At 70.8% G+C, this 15,558-nt stretch carries 16 protein-coding genes, 1 tRNA gene and 1 pseudogene; 10 read left to right on the top strand and 8 right to left on the bottom strand.

Going from position 1 to position 15,558, the window contains the following annotated elements; genetic code table 11:
* Positions 1–72: 72 nt before the first annotated feature.
* The 3 genes from ACIGDI_RS25890 to phoU form a co-directional block, all read right to left on the bottom strand.
* The gene (locus ACIGDI_RS25890) at positions 73–864 is read right to left on the bottom strand and encodes a glycosyltransferase family 2 protein (protein ID WP_399900908.1); all 792 of its coding nucleotides are present in this window, start codon (positions 862–864) and stop codon (positions 73–75) included.
* 115 nt (positions 865–979) lie between these two features.
* Entirely contained in the window at positions 980–1,132 is a 153-nt protein-coding gene (locus ACIGDI_RS25885) for a hypothetical protein (RefSeq protein ID WP_174267409.1), read from the bottom strand.
* A 106-nt stretch (positions 1,133–1,238) separates the two neighbouring features.
* Complete coding sequence (phoU, locus tag ACIGDI_RS25880; RefSeq protein WP_399900905.1) at positions 1,239–1,940, bottom strand: phosphate signaling complex protein PhoU; 702 nt, start codon at positions 1,938–1,940, stop codon at positions 1,239–1,241.
* A gap of 227 nt (positions 1,941–2,167) precedes the next feature.
* On the opposite strand from phoU, the gene ACIGDI_RS25875 reads away from it, so the two are divergent.
* The gene (locus tag ACIGDI_RS25875) at positions 2,168–3,430 is read left to right on the top strand and encodes a sensor histidine kinase (protein ID WP_399900902.1); all 1,263 of its coding nucleotides are present in this window, start codon (positions 2,168–2,170) and stop codon (positions 3,428–3,430) included.
* Positions 3,427–4,107, top strand: coding sequence for a response regulator transcription factor (locus tag ACIGDI_RS25870; protein ID WP_015659563.1), 681 nt, complete (start codon positions 3,427–3,429; stop codon positions 4,105–4,107). Before ACIGDI_RS25875 ends, ACIGDI_RS25870 begins: the two co-directional genes overlap by 4 nt.
* Positions 4,108–4,194: 87 nt before the next feature.
* Here the strand turns inward: ACIGDI_RS25870 and ACIGDI_RS25865 are convergent, their stop codons facing one another.
* Entirely contained in the window at positions 4,195–4,845 is a 651-nt protein-coding gene (locus ACIGDI_RS25865) for a DUF461 domain-containing protein (RefSeq protein WP_399900898.1), read from the bottom strand.
* Positions 4,846–5,436: 591 nt separating this feature from the next.
* Here ACIGDI_RS25865 and ACIGDI_RS25860 point away from each other — a divergent pair.
* The 7 genes and pseudogenes from ACIGDI_RS25860 to ACIGDI_RS25830 all read left to right on the top strand — a co-directional run.
* A complete protein-coding gene (locus ACIGDI_RS25860; protein ID WP_003953493.1) occupies positions 5,437–5,919 on the top strand; it encodes a CarD family transcriptional regulator in 483 nt (160 codons plus the stop codon).
* Positions 5,920–6,192: 273 nt separating this feature from the next.
* Positions 6,193–6,942, top strand: coding sequence for a 2-C-methyl-D-erythritol 4-phosphate cytidylyltransferase (gene ispD / locus ACIGDI_RS25855; RefSeq protein WP_399900895.1), 750 nt, complete (start codon positions 6,193–6,195; stop codon positions 6,940–6,942).
* Positions 6,932–7,426 carry a 2-C-methyl-D-erythritol 2,4-cyclodiphosphate synthase gene (gene ispF / locus ACIGDI_RS25850; protein ID WP_399900892.1) on the top strand — a complete coding sequence of 165 codons (495 nt, stop codon included), beginning with the start codon at positions 6,932–6,934 and terminating at the stop codon, positions 7,424–7,426. The genes ispD and ispF overlap by 11 nt, the downstream gene beginning before the upstream one ends.
* 145 nt (positions 7,427–7,571) lie before the next feature.
* The gene (cysS, locus tag ACIGDI_RS25845; RefSeq protein ID WP_399900889.1) at positions 7,572–8,972 is read left to right on the top strand and encodes a cysteine--tRNA ligase; all 1,401 of its coding nucleotides are present in this window, start codon (positions 7,572–7,574) and stop codon (positions 8,970–8,972) included.
* Positions 8,973–9,069: 97 nt separating this feature from the next.
* Positions 9,070–10,011 (top strand): 23S rRNA (guanosine(2251)-2'-O)-methyltransferase RlmB, encoded by a 942-nt coding sequence (gene rlmB, locus ACIGDI_RS25840; RefSeq protein WP_399900886.1) that lies wholly within the window; start codon positions 9,070–9,072, stop codon positions 10,009–10,011.
* A 117-nt stretch (positions 10,012–10,128) separates the two neighbouring features.
* The gene (locus ACIGDI_RS25835; RefSeq protein ID WP_399900883.1) at positions 10,129–11,778 is read left to right on the top strand and encodes a DoxX family membrane protein; all 1,650 of its coding nucleotides are present in this window, start codon (positions 10,129–10,131) and stop codon (positions 11,776–11,778) included.
* Between the two features lie 96 nt (positions 11,779–11,874).
* A pseudogene (locus tag ACIGDI_RS25830) lies at positions 11,875–12,051 on the top strand (ABC transporter permease); the annotation flags it as partial.
* A gap of 25 nt (positions 12,052–12,076) precedes the next feature.
* On the opposite strand, the gene ACIGDI_RS25825 reads toward ACIGDI_RS25830, so the two are convergent.
* The 3 genes from ACIGDI_RS25825 to ACIGDI_RS25815 form a co-directional block, all read right to left on the bottom strand.
* Positions 12,077–12,808 (bottom strand): nucleotidyltransferase family protein, encoded by a 732-nt coding sequence (locus ACIGDI_RS25825; RefSeq protein WP_200703754.1) that lies wholly within the window; start codon positions 12,806–12,808, stop codon positions 12,077–12,079.
* Positions 12,809–12,917: 109 nt separating this feature from the next.
* Positions 12,918–13,376, bottom strand: a complete 459-nt coding sequence (locus ACIGDI_RS25820; RefSeq protein ID WP_399900880.1) for a hypothetical protein — start codon at positions 13,374–13,376, stop codon at positions 12,918–12,920.
* 229 nt (positions 13,377–13,605) lie between these two features.
* A complete protein-coding gene (locus ACIGDI_RS25815; protein WP_399900877.1) occupies positions 13,606–14,742 on the bottom strand; it encodes an ABC transporter ATP-binding protein in 1,137 nt (378 codons plus the stop codon).
* A gap of 217 nt (positions 14,743–14,959) precedes the next feature.
* Between ACIGDI_RS25815 and ACIGDI_RS25810 the strand changes: the two genes are divergently transcribed.
* Positions 14,960–15,033 (top strand) — tRNA-Thr (locus tag ACIGDI_RS25810).
* Positions 15,034–15,053: 20 nt separating this feature from the next.
* On the opposite strand, the gene ACIGDI_RS25805 is transcribed toward ACIGDI_RS25810, so the two are convergent.
* Positions 15,054–15,551, bottom strand: a complete 498-nt coding sequence (locus ACIGDI_RS25805; RefSeq protein ID WP_399900874.1) for a GNAT family N-acetyltransferase — start codon at positions 15,549–15,551, stop codon at positions 15,054–15,056.
* Positions 15,552–15,558 lie beyond the last annotated feature (7 nt).

The following is a 15,558-nucleotide window of genomic DNA, read 5'->3' as shown; positions in this document are numbered from 1 at the left end:
CATGCCTGCTGTGCCTCGGTGGCCGGGTCGACGGGAAACGATCGCATGCCCGAATTCAAGCACGTGTTCGATTTATGCGTCCATTGCCGGCCCTCGGACGCCGGCCCAGTCCTGCAGCGCCAGGGCGTGTTCGCGGATCAGGGACATACGGGCCTGCCATTCGGGGCCGGCGGTGTGGTGCGGGTGCGCGGTGATCTGGGCTCCGTGCTTGCGGTAGAGCAGGCCCGTCTCGCCGTGGAACCACCCGTCCGCCAGGGCGTCGAGTCCGAGGAGGAGACCGGTGTCGCCGGACGCCGGCAGGGCCATCCACCCGCCGAGGAGCGCGAGCAGGTCACGCCGGACGCAGAGGGTGGCGGGGTGGACCGGCGGGCGGTGGTGCTCGTCCCAGAAGGGAAAGGCGCCGCCCCGGGGGAGCGGGCCGGGCAGCGGGTCGCTGAGTTCGAAGGAGACGGTGCTGCCGTCCTCGAGGAGGTCGCTGACGCGCGAGGTGGTCCAGCCGATCTCCGGCTGCTCCTCGAGTACGGCGATGTCGCGGGCGAGGACCCCCGGGGTGAGCTGGTCGTCGGCGTCGAGGTTCTTCACGTACCGCCCGGTGGACCGTGCGAAGGCCAGCGTGCGCGCCACGTGCGGGCCGCCGTGGCGGGCCGTCGAGATCCGTATGCGCGGGTCGTCGTCGGGGAGGTGGGCGGCCGCGTGCACGCCGGGCCCGTCCTCTTGTACGCACCACTCCCACGACCAGCCCTCGGGCAGCCGCTGGGTGTGCAGCGAGGCGTACGCGCTCGGGAGGAACCGTACGGCCTCGCCGTGCACCGGTGTGACGACCGAGACGACCTTGCTGTGAACGGGGGTGTGGGTGACGGGCATCCGGTCCGGCGCTCCCGAGACGTGTTGTGGATCAAGTCGCCGCCGAGCTTAGGCCCTGTCGTTCACGGGCGAAGGGCCCCGGTGCGCTCACCGGGGCCCTTCGCTCACGTGTGACTCAACCGCACTGACACGGATTGCCCGACTGGCACCCGCAGCCGCAGCCCGAGCCGCAGCCGCACGCGCCGAAGAGCGGGAGGCTCTTGGTCTCGGCGGGCCGGTCCGTCTCGCGCTCCTGCGTCGGGTCGGGCGTGGTGGGGGCTTCGGCCATGGGTCCTCCTGGAGGCCTAGAGGCTGGTGCCTGTGCCCATTGCATGCCCGCTGTGCTGGGCGCATCAACGGCGCACGGTGGCGTCCGCACGCCCTGGCCTCGGCGGTTACGCCCCCTCGGCGCCCGCCACCTGCTGGATCTCCGGCTGGATGTCCGTCTGCAGGACGTCCGCGTGCTCACCGGTCACCAGGAACACCACGCGCTTGGCGACGGCCACCGCGTGGTCGGCGAACCGCTCGTAGTAGCGGCCGAGGAGGGTGACGTCCACCGCGGTCTCGATGCCGTGCTTCCACCGGTCGTCCAGCAGGTGCTGGAAGAGCGTGCGGTGCAGCAGGTCCATCTCGTCGTCGTCCTGCTCCAGCTGCATCGCCAGGTCGACGTCCTTGGTGATGATGACCTCGGCCGCCTTCGCCATGAGGCGCTGGGCGAGCTGGCCCATCTCCAGGATGGTCGCGTGCAGGTCGTGCGGGATCGCGCGCTCCGGGAAGCGCAGCCGCGCGAGCTTCGCGACGTGCTGGGCGAGGTCGCCCGAGCGCTCCAGGTCGGCCGACATGCGCAGCGACGTGACGACGATCCGCAGGTCGGTCGCCACCGGCTGCTGGCGGGCGAGCAGGGCTATGGCCCTGGCCTCCAGGTCGTGCTGGAGCTCGTCGACCCTCTGGTCGCCTTCGATGACGGCCTCGGCGAGCTTCAGATCGGAGTCGAGGATGGCGGTCGTGGCGCGCCCGATCGCCGACCCGACCAGTCGGGCCATCTCCACCAGACCGTCGCCGATCGAATCAAGTTCCTCGTGGTACGCGTCCCGCATCAGGGGTCCCTCTCTTACGTACGTGTGCCTCGGGGCTACGGGGATCAGAAACCAGCCGCCGAACCGCTGCTGTGAACCCCACGCTCCCACGATCCGGCCGGAACGCGTCGGATTCCGTCATCCCAAATGAACCATCCCTGGCTCCAAGGTGAACTCTGGGCGACGAGTGTTCGAGGTCGCACGTCGACGGCTGTGGTGATGTCGTACCCCCTGCTTAACCTGTTTGCATGGACGTGAACGCGGCGGTCGCCGCAGCGGCAGCGATCGCCGGGGTGCTCACCGGTGTGATCGCCATGCTGGCGTTCCGCTGGAGCGAGCGGGAGCAGAAGCGCCCCACCCGCACCTCTCTGCACACCGACCCGGTGCTTCCACCGGGTGTGGACACCGTTCTGTCCGTGCTCCGGTCGTCGGCCGTCGTCCTCGACGAGGCCGACGCCGTCGTCAAGGCCAGCTCCGCGGCGTACGCCCTGGGACTGGTCCGCGGTGGCCGGCTCTCGGTCGAGCCGATGCTGCAGATGGCCCGGGACACCCGGCGGGACGGGGAGATACGCCAGGTCGAGCTCGACCTGCCGCGCCGCGGGACCGGCCGGGGCGAGGCCCTCGCCGTCTCCGCGCGCGTGGCGCCACTCGGCTCCCGGCTGGTGCTGCTGCTGGTGGAGGACCTCACCGAGGCCCGCAGGATCGAGGCGGTACGGCGCGACTTCGTCGCCAACGTCAGCCACGAGCTCAAGACACCCGTAGGCGCGCTGTCCCTGCTGTCCGAGGCCGTCATGGACGCCTCCGACGACCCGGAGGCCGTCGAGCGCTTCGCGGGACGCATGCAGATAGAGGCCACGCGCCTGACCAACCTGGTGCAGGAGCTCATCGACCTCTCCCGGGTGCAGAACGACGACCCGCTGGAGGACGCCGAGCCCGTCCGGGTCGACGAGCTGGTCGCCGAGGCCATCGACCGCTGCCGCCACCAGGCCGGCGCCAAGCAGATCACCATGGCCGCCGGCGGCACCGCCGACCTGCACGTCTGGGGCAACCGCGGCCAGCTCGCCGCGGCCCTCGGCAACCTCGTCGAGAACGCCGTGAACTACTCCCCGGCCCGGACCCGGGTGGGCATAGCCGCCCGCCGGGTGACCGCGCCCGGCGGAGACATGATCGAGGTCGCCGTGACCGACCAGGGCATCGGGATATCCGACAAGGACAAGGAGCGCATCTTCGAGCGCTTCTACCGCGTCGACCCGGCCCGCTCCCGTGCCACCGGCGGTACGGGCCTCGGACTGGCGATCGTCAAGCACGTGGCCGCCTCGCACGGCGGGGAGGTCACGGTGTGGAGCGCCGAGAACCAGGGCTCCACGTTCACCCTCAGGCTGCCGGAGGCGGGTGCGGCCCGTGACCGCGCCCAGCAGCATCCCTACCTCGACGGTCTCGACGAAGAGACCGGCGAACTCACCGAGTCATCCCCGTACGAACCGCTTCCCGCCCCGGAGGTCCTTCCGTGACCCGAGTGCTCGTCGTCGAGGACGAGGAGTCCTTCTCCGACGCCCTGTCCTACATGCTCCGCAAGGAGGGCTTCGAGGTCGCCGTGGCGACCACCGGCCCCGACGGACTCGACGAGTTCGAGCGCAACGGCGCCGACCTCGTCCTCCTCGACCTGATGCTGCCCGGGCTGCCGGGTACCGAGGTGTGCCGCCAGCTGCGCGGCCGCTCGAACGTCCCGGTCATCATGGTGACCGCCAAGGACAGCGAGATCGACAAGGTCGTCGGCCTGGAGATAGGGGCCGACGACTACGTCACCAAGCCGTTCTCCTCGCGCGAGCTGGTCGCCCGCATCCGGGCCGTCCTGCGCCGCCGCGGCGAGCCCGAGGAGGTCACCCCGGCCGCCCTGGAGGCCGGCCCGGTCCGCATGGACGTCGACCGCCACGTGGTGACGGTCTCCGGCTCCAAGGTCGACCTGCCCCTGAAGGAGTTCGACCTGCTGGAGATGCTCCTGCGCAACGCCGGCCGCGTGCTGACCCGCATGCAGCTCATCGACCGCGTCTGGGGCGCCGACTACGTGGGCGACACCAAGACCCTCGACGTCCACGTCAAGCGCCTGCGCGCCAAGATCGAGCCGGACCCGGGCGCGCCCAGGTACCTGGTGACCGTGCGCGGGCTGGGCTACAAGTTCGAGCCGTAGGAAGACCGTGGGCCGGTCGGCGGGGCCCACGGACACGACAAGGGCGGGACCTCGTCACGAGGTCCCGCCCTTGTCACGTGTGCGGGCTCAGCCCGCCGACGCGCTCGCGGACGCCGAGCCGGTCGGCGTGGCCGAGATCGAGGTCGACGGGGAGGCCGAGTTGGACGGGGTCGGGGAGCCCGACGCGCCCTTGGTCGGCGTGGCGCTGGGGGCGGTCGTGGGAATCGTGCTCGGGCCCCACTTGCTGAAGTAGCTCTCCGCCGGGACGACGAAGCCGCGCAGGCTCACGTCACCGGTGGTGCTGAAGGTGAAGGTGATCTTCTGCGCGTTGCCGTCCTTGACGGCCTCGCGGCTGTTCGGCAGGGAGGCGGACGCGTTGCCCTGGCCACCGATCACGAGCGAGCCGTGCGCGGGGACCGTCAGCGGGCCGCTGCCCTTGGCCGGCTTGAGCTCGGCGGTCTTGCCGGTGCCGGGCAGGGTGATGGAGTCGAGGGTCTGTGCGGTCTTGCCGTTGTTGAAGACGGTCGCCGAGATCACGGCGGGCCCCGTCGACTGGAGGTCGGGCTGGGTGATGATCAACGCGTTCTGGACCTGGATGTCGCCGACCTTTACGGCCGCGTTGTCCGGCTTGACCTGCAGGGTCTGGGCATCGGATCCGGCGCCGCACGCGGCGAGCGAGGCGATCGAGAACGCGATGGCGGCGGCGGCGAGGGCGCCGCGTCGAAGGCTGCTGCTCACGGCGGCGGCAACTCCTTGACTCGAACGTGGCGGCCGATAAAGCCGCCCTAAGTATCTGTCAGCGGCCATAGGTTACCGAGCCGTTCCCGCGCCGCCGCACCCGACCCTCCCTCAACGTGCGGGCTTCCCCCGGCAGGGGGGTGGCGCGGGTGCTCGTCCGGCATTCACATAAGCGCCCGAGTCATAGTTCCAGCCGTGGCACGCAAATCTTCGGTGAAGGAATGCGGGGTCCTTCCCGGAATTGATCACGTGGGCCACAACGGGCCGCGCGGCCGACCCCCGGTGATCAATTTCCGAATCGACGCGGAAGTGACACCCGGCACCGAACGGAGTAGCGAAAGTCGCACATCTGGAACCGGACATATGGGGATGTTCGTCCCCTCGTGAGGACCTCCAGATGCGTGTAACGTACGGGTTTCACCTCCCCCGCAGAGGCCCTCCGACCTGCGAATACCTCCTTCCGCTCGGCCCGCGCAGCACGTTCCTCTTGCTGTTGTCAAGCCCCGAGATATGCCCTGACCTGCGAAAACGCCATTCAGAACCCGCCGTTTCCGTGTTACCCTGGATAGCCACGGAAGGGGTACCTGTCACATGACGTTCAAGGTTGGCGACACCGTGGTCTATCCCCATCACGGGGCCGCGCTGATCGAGGCCATCGAAACTCGCCAGATCAAAGGCGTGGACAAGACCTACTTGGTGCTGAAGGTCGCCCAGGGTGACCTGACGGTACGTGTGCCAGCGGACAATGCGGAGTTCGTCGGCGTACGTGATGTGGTCGGTCAGGACGGGCTGGACCGGGTCTTCGAGGTGCTGCGCGCGCCGTACGCCGAGGAGCCCACGAACTGGTCGCGTCGTTACAAGGCAAACCTGGAGAAGCTCGCCTCGGGCGATGTCATCAAGGTCGCGGAAGTCGTGCGTGACCTGTGGCGTCGTGAGCGCGAGCGCGGACTCTCCGCCGGTGAGAAGCGCATGCTCGCCAAGGCCCGCCAGATCCTGGTGAGCGAGCTCGCTCTCGCGGAGAACACCAACGAGGACAAGGCCGAGGCTCTGCTCGACGAGGTCCTCGCGTCCTGAACCACTGACGCAGGCGCAAGCCCGCTTCAGCACTCAGTACATCGAAATGCCGCGGTGCCCGATGACGTATTTCCGTCGCCGGGCGCTGCGGCATGTTCGTACCCAGGCGCGCCGTGCCGGTACGTCCTCTCGGGGTGTGCCCCCGATACTTGGTGTGCCGGGCCCGGGCAGCTGGCTCGACCAGGGTCACGGAAGGGTCCGGTCAAGGCGTCGCGCCCGGCACTTCCCAGGCCATACCCAACCAGGCCGAGCACACAAACCTGACAGGAACCGATGTCTGACGATTCGCGCCCTTCGCCTACGGAGCCGCGTACCGCGGCCGTGATCCCGGCCGCCGGCCGAGGAGTACGCCTCGGCCCGGGCGCCCCCAAGGCGCTCCGCGCGCTGGGCGGTACCCCCATGCTCGTCCACGCGGTCCGCGCGATGGCCGCCTCCCGCGCCGTCTCCCTGGTCGTCGTCGTGGCCCCGCCCGACGGCGCACCCGAGGTCAAGTCGCTCCTCGACGCCCACGCGCTGCCGGAGCGGACGGACTTCCTGGTGGTCCCCGGCGGTGACTCCCGCCAGGAGTCGGTACGGCTCGGCCTCGACGCCCTGCCCCCCGACTACGACATCGTGCTGGTCCACGACGCAGCGCGGCCCCTGGTGCCGGTCGACACGGTGGACGCGGTGATCGAGGCGGTACGGGCGGGAGCACCGGCCGTCGTCCCCGCGCTGCCCCTCGCCGACACGGTGAAGGAGGTCGGCCCCGCGGACCCGGGCGAGCCCGAACCGGTGGTGGCCACTCCGTCGCGGGCCCGGCTGCGTGCCGTACAGACCCCGCAGGGCTTCGACCGGGCCACGCTGGTCCGGGCCCATGAGGAGGTCACCGAGGACGTCACCGACGACGCGAGCATGGTCGAGCGGCTCGGTCTGGGTGTCGTGGTCGTCCCCGGCCACGAGGAGGCTTTCAAGGTCACCCGCCCGCTGGACCTGGTCCTCGCGGAGGCGGTCCTGGCCCGCAGGAGGCTCAACGATGGCTTCTGAGCCGTACCCGCTGCCCCAGGTCGGCATCGGCACCGACATCCACGCCTTCGAGGAGGGGCGCGAGCTGTGGTGCGCCGGCCTGAAGTGGGAGGGCGAGGGGCCGGGCCTGGCCGGCCACTCCGACGCGGACGTCGTCGCGCACGCCGCCTGCAACGCGCTGTTCTCCGCCGCCGGACTCGGTGACCTGGGGCAGCACTTCGGCACCGGGCGCCCCGAGTGGTCCGGCGCCTCCGGCGTCACCCTGCTGACGGAGGCCGCCCGGATCGTGCGCGAGGCCGGCTTCCGGATCGGGAACGTCGCCGTACAGGTGGTGGGCCCGCGTCCGAAGATCGGCAAGCGGCGCGACGAGGCGCAGAAGCTGCTGTCCGAGGCGGCCGGGGCGCCGGTGTCCGTCTCGGGGGCCACGACCGACGGCCTCGGATTCCCGGGGCGGGACGAAGGCCTGATGGCCGTCGCCACGGCACTCGTGGTGCGGGTGGGCTGACGGAGGGCGGGAGCACCCCGGATCCGGTCGCGAAAGGGTGCTCCCGGCCGGCCGTGACGGCCGGAACCGAGCGCCGGTGTCACGAATACGTGCGGCCTGAACGGAAGGTCGCGAGGCACTGCCCGGCGCCCACTACCCTGGAGTCGTGACTATTCGCCTGTACGACACCAGCGCCCGGCAGATCCGTGACTTCACCCCGCTCACGCCGGGCTGTGTCTCGATCTACCTGTGTGGCGCCACCGTGCAGGCGGCCCCCCACATCGGGCACATCCGGTCGGGGCTCAACTTCGACATCATGCGCCGCTGGTTCGAGTACCGCGGCTACGACGTGACGTTCATCAGGAACGTCACCGACATCGACGACAAGATCATCTCCAAGGCGGAGCAACAGAACCGCCCCTGGTGGTCCATCGGTTACGAGAACGAGCGGGCCTTCACCGACGGCTACACCGTGCTCGGCTGCCTGCCGCCCACCTACGAGCCGCGGGCGACCGGCCATGTCACCGAGATGGTCGAGATGATGCGCGGGCTGATCGAGCGCGGGCACGCCTACGAGGCGGACGGCAGCGTCTACTTCGACGTGCGCTCCTGGCCGTCCTACCTGGAGCTGTCCCGGCAGGACCTGGACGAGATGCGCCAGCCCGCCGAGGAGGGCATCACCGGCAAGCGGGACCCGCGGGACTTCGCGATGTGGAAGGCGGCCAAGCCGGGCGAGCCCGACTGGGAGACGCCGTGGGGCCGCGGGCGTCCGGGCTGGCACCTGGAGTGCTCGGCGATGGCGCACAAGTACCTCGGTACCGCCTTCGACATCCACGGCGGCGGCCTGGACCTGATCTTCCCGCACCACGAGAACGAGATCGCCCAGGCCAAGGCGTTCGGGGACGACTTCGCGCAGTACTGGGTGCACAACGCCTGGGTGACCATGAGCGGCGAGAAGATGTCCAAGTCGCTCGGCAACTCGGTCCTCGTCAGCGAGATGGTCAAGCACTGGCGGCCCATCGTGCTGCGCTACTACCTCGGCACCCCCCACTACCGCTCCACCATCGAGTACAGCGAGGACGCCCTGCGCGAGGCCGAGTCGGCGTTCGCGCGGATCGAGGGCTTCATCCAGCGGGTCGTGGAGAAGGCCGGTGGTGCCGTCGAGCCGTCGGCCGACGTCCCGCCCGCCTTCGCCGAGGCCATGGACGACGACCTGGGCGTGCCGCAGGCGCTCGCGGTGGTGCACACCACGGTCCGGCAGGGCAACTCCGCGCTGGCCGCCGACGACAAGGAGGCGGCCGTCGCCCGGCTCGCCGAGGTGCGCGCCATGCTCGGCGTCCTCGGCCTGGACCCGCTCGACCCGCACTGGGCGGGCGAGACCGACCGGGGCGAGGACCTGCACGGTGTCGTCGACTCCCTGGTCCGGATGGTCCTCGACCAGCGCGAGGCGGCCCGGGCCCGCAAGGACTGGGCCACCGCGGACGCGATCCGCGACCAGCTCAACCAGTCCGGGCTCGTCATCGAGGACGGCCCGCAGGGCCCCCGCTGGAACCTCGGGCCCCGCTGACCCCGCCCCCGATCCGAAGATCGATTGTGCCGCCCGGCCCTCCGGGCGGCACACTGCATAGACGTACGCACACACTTCCGTAGAGAACAGGTAGGTCATGGCCACCAACAACCGCCGCATGTCCGGCAAGAAGGGCGCGCAGGTCGGCAGCGGCGGCCAGCGGCGCAAGGGCCTGGAGGGCAAGGGCCCGACCCCGCCCGCCGAGATGCGCAAGGGCCACAAGAAGAACCGCATCGCCAACGCCAAGGCCAAGCAGACGGTACGGCGTCCCGCGCCGCGCGGCCGCGGCGGCAGGTCCTCCTCCGAACTGGTCGTCGGCCGCAACCCGGTGGTCGAGGCGCTGCGCGAGGGCGTGCCGGCCTCCACCCTCTACGTCCAGCAGTTCATCGACAACGACGAGCGGGTGCGCGAGGCCCTCCAGCTCGCCGCCGAGCGCGGCGGGATCAACCTCATGGAGGCGCCCCGCCCCGAGCTCGACCGGATGACCAACGGCCTCAACCACCAGGGCCTGGTCCTGCAGGTCCCGCCGTACGAGTACGCCCACCCCGAGGACCTCGCCGACGCCGCGTACGACGAGGGGGAGGACCCCCTGATCGTCGCGCTGGACGGCGTGACCGACCCGCGCAACCTCGGCGCGGTCGTCCGCTCCGTGTCGGCCTTCGGCGGCCACGGTGTCCTCGTACCCGAGCGGCGTGCGGCCGGTATGACCGCCGGTGCCTGGAAGACGTCCGCCGGCACCGCGGCCCGTACGCCCGTGGCCCGTGCCACGAACCTCACCCGCGCCCTGGAGGCGTACAAGAAGGCGGGCATCGCGGTCGTCGGCCTCGCCGCCGACGGCGAGCACGAGATCGGTGAGCTGGAGGCCCTGCACGGGCCGGTCGTGATCGTGGTCGGCAGCGAGGGCAAGGGACTGTCCCGGCTGGTCGGCGAGACCTGCGACTTCCGGGTGCGGATCCCGATGCCCGGTGGCGCCGAATCGCTCAACGCGGGCGTGGCGGCGGGGATCGTGCTCTACGAGGCGGCGCGCCGACGCGGCTGAACACCCGTGCCCATACTCACCCGTGCGGGTCAATCTGGGCGTCCGGGACAAGCTTGACGGGGTCCGGACACATCAGGCGAGTCAAGGCAGTGTCCTAAACACGCATCACTCGGTTAGATGAGTGTGGACACCAGAACACCCCGCACACCCACGGGGGACCGCTCGTCGGGATTCGATTCCGGGTTCGACGACGCTCCCGCGCTGAGCATGGTGAAGGTGCCGAGCGATCCGGCGCAGGTCATCGTCAATCACGCCAGCTTCCGCGTGCAGCTCGGCGCGTCGACGCGCGCCCAAAACCCGCGGATCGCACGGCACTTGACCACCACCGACGAAACCGCCCGGATCGCCGCCGTGGGCGTCGCGGCCGGGGCGGGGGCGAGTGCCGGCGGCCGCCGGCGGCCCGTCGTCTGGAGCGGCCGGTCCGCCCCCGACGACACCGGGGCCCACCGCCTGCTCCAGGCGGTGCGCAGCGGCAGCGTCCGGCACGGCGAGGACCCGTCCGCCGACGCCGGAGCCACCCAGGTCATCCCGCGCGTCGAGGTCGCCGGCAGCACCTACGACCAGATCTACGACGAGCTGGACGCGACCGTCGAGACCCCCCTCGTCGGCCCCCAGCGCACCCACGACGACACCGGCGGCACCCGCCTGCTGCCCGACATGCGTCCCGTCGGCAGCGCCTACGACGAGGAACCCGCCTACGGCGAGCGGGAGTTCGAGGACTTCGACGAGGCGGACGGGCGGGACGGCGAGGACCGCCAGGGCAGGCGCCACGGCGGCGACCCGACGCGGCACGCCTACTACCCCGGCCGCCGCATGAACCTCGGCGTCGTCCTGCTCCCCCTGCGCATCTTCCTCGGATTCATCTCCATCTACGCCGGCATGGGCAAGCTCTGCGACCCCGTCTACTTCGACGGCGGCAAGCGCGGCTCCATGGTCAAGTGGCTCAACACCCTGCACCCCTGGGAAGTCGCCGAGCCGCTGCGCCAGTTCGCGCTGCACCACCCCGTCGGCTCGGGCCTCGTGATCGCCTTCGCGCAGGTCCTCGTCGGCGTCCTCACGGTCCTGGGCTGCTGGCAGCGGGTGGCCGCCGTCTTCGGCGCCCTGCTCTCCGCCGCGCTCATCGTCACCGTCAGCTGGAAGACGGTCCCCGTCTACGACGCCCCCGACATCATCTACCTCGCCGCCTGGTCCCCGCTGATCATCGCCGGCGCCCCCGTCTACTCCGTGGACGGCCGTCTCGCGGGCGGTGCCTGGCGCCGCCTCGGCCCCCGTGCCGACATCTGGGAGCTGCGCCTCTACGTGCTGCGCCGGGGCGCCCTGATCACGGCCATCGTCACCGGCCTCACGCTGCTCACCGGGTCCCTGCTCGGTGGCGCGGTCCGCGACGCCGACCGCGTGGTCGTCCCCGGGCCCGGCGAGGCCCCGCGCAACGAACTGCCGGGCTCCCCGCTGCCGCAGGAGCCGGGCCGCCGGCACTCGCAGTCGCCGTCGGCGTCCCACGCGCCTACCCGGGGCGCCACCGCCGGTACGTCGCCCTCCTCGGGCGCGGCGACCACCCCGGGCGCGACCCGCGGCGCCACCACCGGCGCCCCCAGTCAGACCCAGGGCACCGCGGGCCAGGCCCCGCCGCAGCAGTCCTCCCCGGCCGGAGGAGCTCCCAGCACCACCTCCGGCCCCACCTCGGGCGGCTCCGGCTCGACGGGCGGCTCCGGCTCCGGAGGCACCTCCTCCGGTCAGCCGGGCCTGGTGGGCGGTCTGTTGGGGTGACCGAGCCGGTGGGCGGGATCCTGGGCGAGCCCACCGGCTGAGACGAGCGGCCCATGCGACGAGAGGGCCCCGCACCTGTGCGGGGCCCCTTTTGGTGCGGTGTCCGTCGCCACGGACATGAACGAGGGCATCATCGCCCGCTTCCGGACGACGGCCATCCACGCGGATCGGTGCTCATCGGGCACGTCGTCGGCAGCGTGCCGCAGTGCGGTGATGAGCGTGCTGCTGGTCGGCGCGGTCGGCGTGGCCGTCCGCCTCGAAGTGAGGGACGCGAAGCGGGGGCCGGCGGCCCTGGGGCTCAACGTCCCAGGGCCGCCAGCTCCTTCGCCGCCTCGGTCAGGTCCTTCGCCGTGTCGATGGCACGCCAGTACGCGCCCTGGGGGATCGGGAAGCCGGCCAGCCGCCGCTCACGGGCCAGCCGGGGGAAGGTCGTCCGCTCGTGGTCCCCGCGCTCCGGGAGCAGCCCGGCGAACTCCGGCGAGAACACGTACACACCGGCGTTGATCTCGAAGGTCGACGGCGGCGCCTCGATGAAGTCCGTGATGTGGCCGAACCCGTCGGTCTTCACCGCGCCCCACGGAATCCGCGGCCGGGCCAGCGCCAGAGTGGCGACGGCGTCCCGCTCGGTGTGGAAGTCGGCCATGTCCCGCAGGGAGAAACGCGTCCAGATGTCGCCGTTGGTGGCGTACCAGGGCCGGTCGGGGTGGGGCAGGTGGGCGGCCGCGTACTTCAGGCCGCCGCCGCGTCCGAGCGGCTCCGTCTCCACGACCGTCGTGACGCGCACGGGGAGGTCGGCGGACTTCAGCCAGTCCTGCAGGACCTCGGCGAGATGACCACAGCTGATGACGACGTCCGTCACGCCCTCCTCGGCCAGCCAGACGAGCTGGTGGCCGATGATCGGCGTCCCCGTACCGGGGATCTCGACCATCGGCTTGGGCCGGTCGTCGGTGTAGGGGCGCAGCCGGGAACCCTGGCCTCCGGCCAGGACGACGGCTTGTACGGGGCGGGACGCGGTGGTCGGATGGGTCATGGACGGAACTGTACGGCGCGGCCCGCGTGCCGCTCGATCCGGCGGCCCATCCTTAATCAGCCGTTACCCTCCTCCGAACCGGAACCGAACCGAAGGAGGGTCGGCCGCGTCAGCCCTGCGCGGCGACGACGCCCGAGGCGAAGGACGTGTCGCAGACGGGGCGGGCGTACGACTGAGCCCGGGTCGGCCCGTACACGCGCGCCGCGGCACGGCCCAGGGCGCGGGCGATGGAGACGCAGTGCTCGGCGAGCGAGGGGCGCTCGGCCACGGCCTGCTGGAGGTGGGTCAGGACCACGCCGGGGTTCTCGTCCTGCAGTTCCGTCAGGAGCCGGTCGCGCAGCACGTCCTGCGGGGCACGGTGAACCGCCGCGGCGCCGCTCTTGGCGTCGTCGATCGCGTCTGATGCGGTGAGCACCGAGTTGGACGGGCTCCCCGTCCAGTTGACCCGGGTGACCGCGAGGGTCCCGGACAGCACCAGAAGGACGGGCAGGACGAGGGCGAGGGTGCGGCCGACCCGGCGGGCGGGGCCCTGGCCGCGTCGCGTCTGTTGGTTAGTGGAGTGCTTCACGCGAGTGAGGGTAGCGCCCGGTAATGATTTGGCGACATTTAGTCACCGTTTCGGGGGATGAAGTGGTGCCCCTTTTTGGGTACGGCGTTGACGTACGACGCTCGAAATGACCGACTTGCCGGGGTATTTGTCGACAACGAAAAAGGCCCCGCAGCAGGTCGCGGGGCCCTCTTCGTCAACCTGGGGGATTTCACCCCGGTCGGTGGTTTCGTACCGGCGTCGGCTGACGTCAGTCGGTCAGGCGCTCACCGGTGGAGGTCGAGAACACGTGGGTCTCGCCCGGACGCGGGACCACGTGCAGCGTGGAGCCCTTCTCCGGCACCCGGCGGCCCTCGACACGCACGACGAGGTCCTTGGTGTGGCCGCCGACCTCGGCGGAGCCGTAGACGTAGCCGTCGGCGCCGAGCTCCTCGACGACGTTCACCGAGACCGCGAGACCGGCCGGGGCGTCGGCGGTGTCCTTCGTGAGGGTCGCGGCGGCGCCGCCGCCCTCCTCCACGATGTCGAAGTGCTCGGGACGGACACCCACGGTGACCGTCTTGTCGCCCTTGTCGGAGGCGGCCTTCAGGGCGTCACGGTTGACCGGGACGACGCTGTTGCCGAACTTCACACCGCCGTCGGTGATCGGCACCTCGACCAGGTTCATGGCGGGGGAGCCGATGAAGCCGGCGACGAAGAGGTTCGCCGGGCGGTCGTACATGTTGCGCGGGGAGTCGACCTGCTGGAGCAGACCGTCCTTGAGGACGGCCACGCGGTCGCCCATCGTCATGGCCTCGACCTGGTCGTGGGTGACGTAGACGGTGGTGATGCCCAGACGGCGCTGCAGCGACGCGATCTGCGTACGGGTGGACACCCGGAGCTTGGCGTCGAGGTTCGACAGCGGCTCGTCCATGAGGAAGACCTGCGGCTCACGCACGATGGCGCGGCCCATGGCGACACGCTGGCGCTGACCGCCGGAGAGCGCCTTCGGCTTGCGGTCCAGGTACTCGCTGAGGTCGAGGATCTTCGCGGCCTCCTCGACCTTCTTGCGGATCTCCGCCTTGTTGACGCCGGCGATCTTCAGGGCGAAGCCCATGTTGTCGGCGACGGTCATGTGCGGGTACAGCGCGTAGTTCTGGAACACCATGGCGATGTCCCGGTCCTTCGGCGGCAGGTGGGTGACGTCGCGGTCGCCGATGCGGATGGCGCCGGCGTTGACGTCCTCGAGCCCCGCGAGCATCCGGAGCGAGGTGGACTTGCCGCAGCCGGACGGGCCGACGAGGACGAGGAACTCGCCGTCCCCGACCTCGATCTCCAGACCGTCGACGGCGGGCTTCTCGGTGCCCGGGTAGATCCGGGTCGCCTTGTCGAACGTAACAGTGGCCATGGTGAATGGGCCCCCTTCTACCGGCAGGAACGTGCCGGACGATCCGTTGTAGGAAGGTGGTGGTGTAGTCCACGAGGGTGAACTGGCACAGGACGGTACCTGGCGTTCAGCCGGATGTCAGTACCTGTCGGCATGTGAACTTCGCGGAAATTTTCGACAGGGGGCGGCTGCGACCTGGGTACACTGCCACGGGCGCGTACGGGACGTACGCCCCCAGGCCTCCTTAGCTCAGCTGGCCAGAGCAACGCACTTGTAATGCGTAGGTCGTCGGTTCGAATCCGACAGGGGGCTCCGAGAAGTCCAGGCCGGGTCTATTCCGGCCTGGGCTTTCGTGTTCCGCGGCCGAGGTCCGTCAGTGGCTGGTCCGTCAGGCGGTACGTCGTCCACTCGTCCTGGGGGCGGGCGCCGAGGGAGTCGTAGAAGGCGATCGTCGGGGCGTTCCAGTTCAGGACGGCCCACTCCAGACGCTGGTAGCCGCGCTCGACGCAGATGGCGGCGAGTTCGGCGAGGAGGGCCTTGCCGTGGCCGGCGCCGCGGGCGGTGGGGCGGACGTAGAGGTCCTCCAGGTAGATGCCGTGGACCCCGCGCCAGGTGGAGAAGGTGAGGAACCACAGGGCGAAGCCGACGGGCTCGCCGGTGGTGTCGTCGACGGCGATGTGGGCGTGGACGGCGGGCCGCTCGCCGAAGAGTGCCTCGCGCAGCTGTTCCTCGGTGGCCTTGGCCTCGTGGAGCAACTTCTCGTAGTCGGCCAGTTCACGGACCAGGGCGTGGACGACGGGGACGTCGGCGACGGTAGCGGTGCGGATCATGCCGCCG

The sequence above is a fragment of the Streptomyces sp. NPDC085900 genome, from assembly GCF_044540925.1.
Taxonomy (GTDB): Bacteria; Actinomycetota; Actinomycetes; order Streptomycetales; family Streptomycetaceae; genus Streptomyces; species Streptomyces gilvifuscus.
The sequence above is the reverse complement of the archived record's forward strand: the minus strand, read 5'-3'. Positions and strand labels throughout refer to the sequence as shown.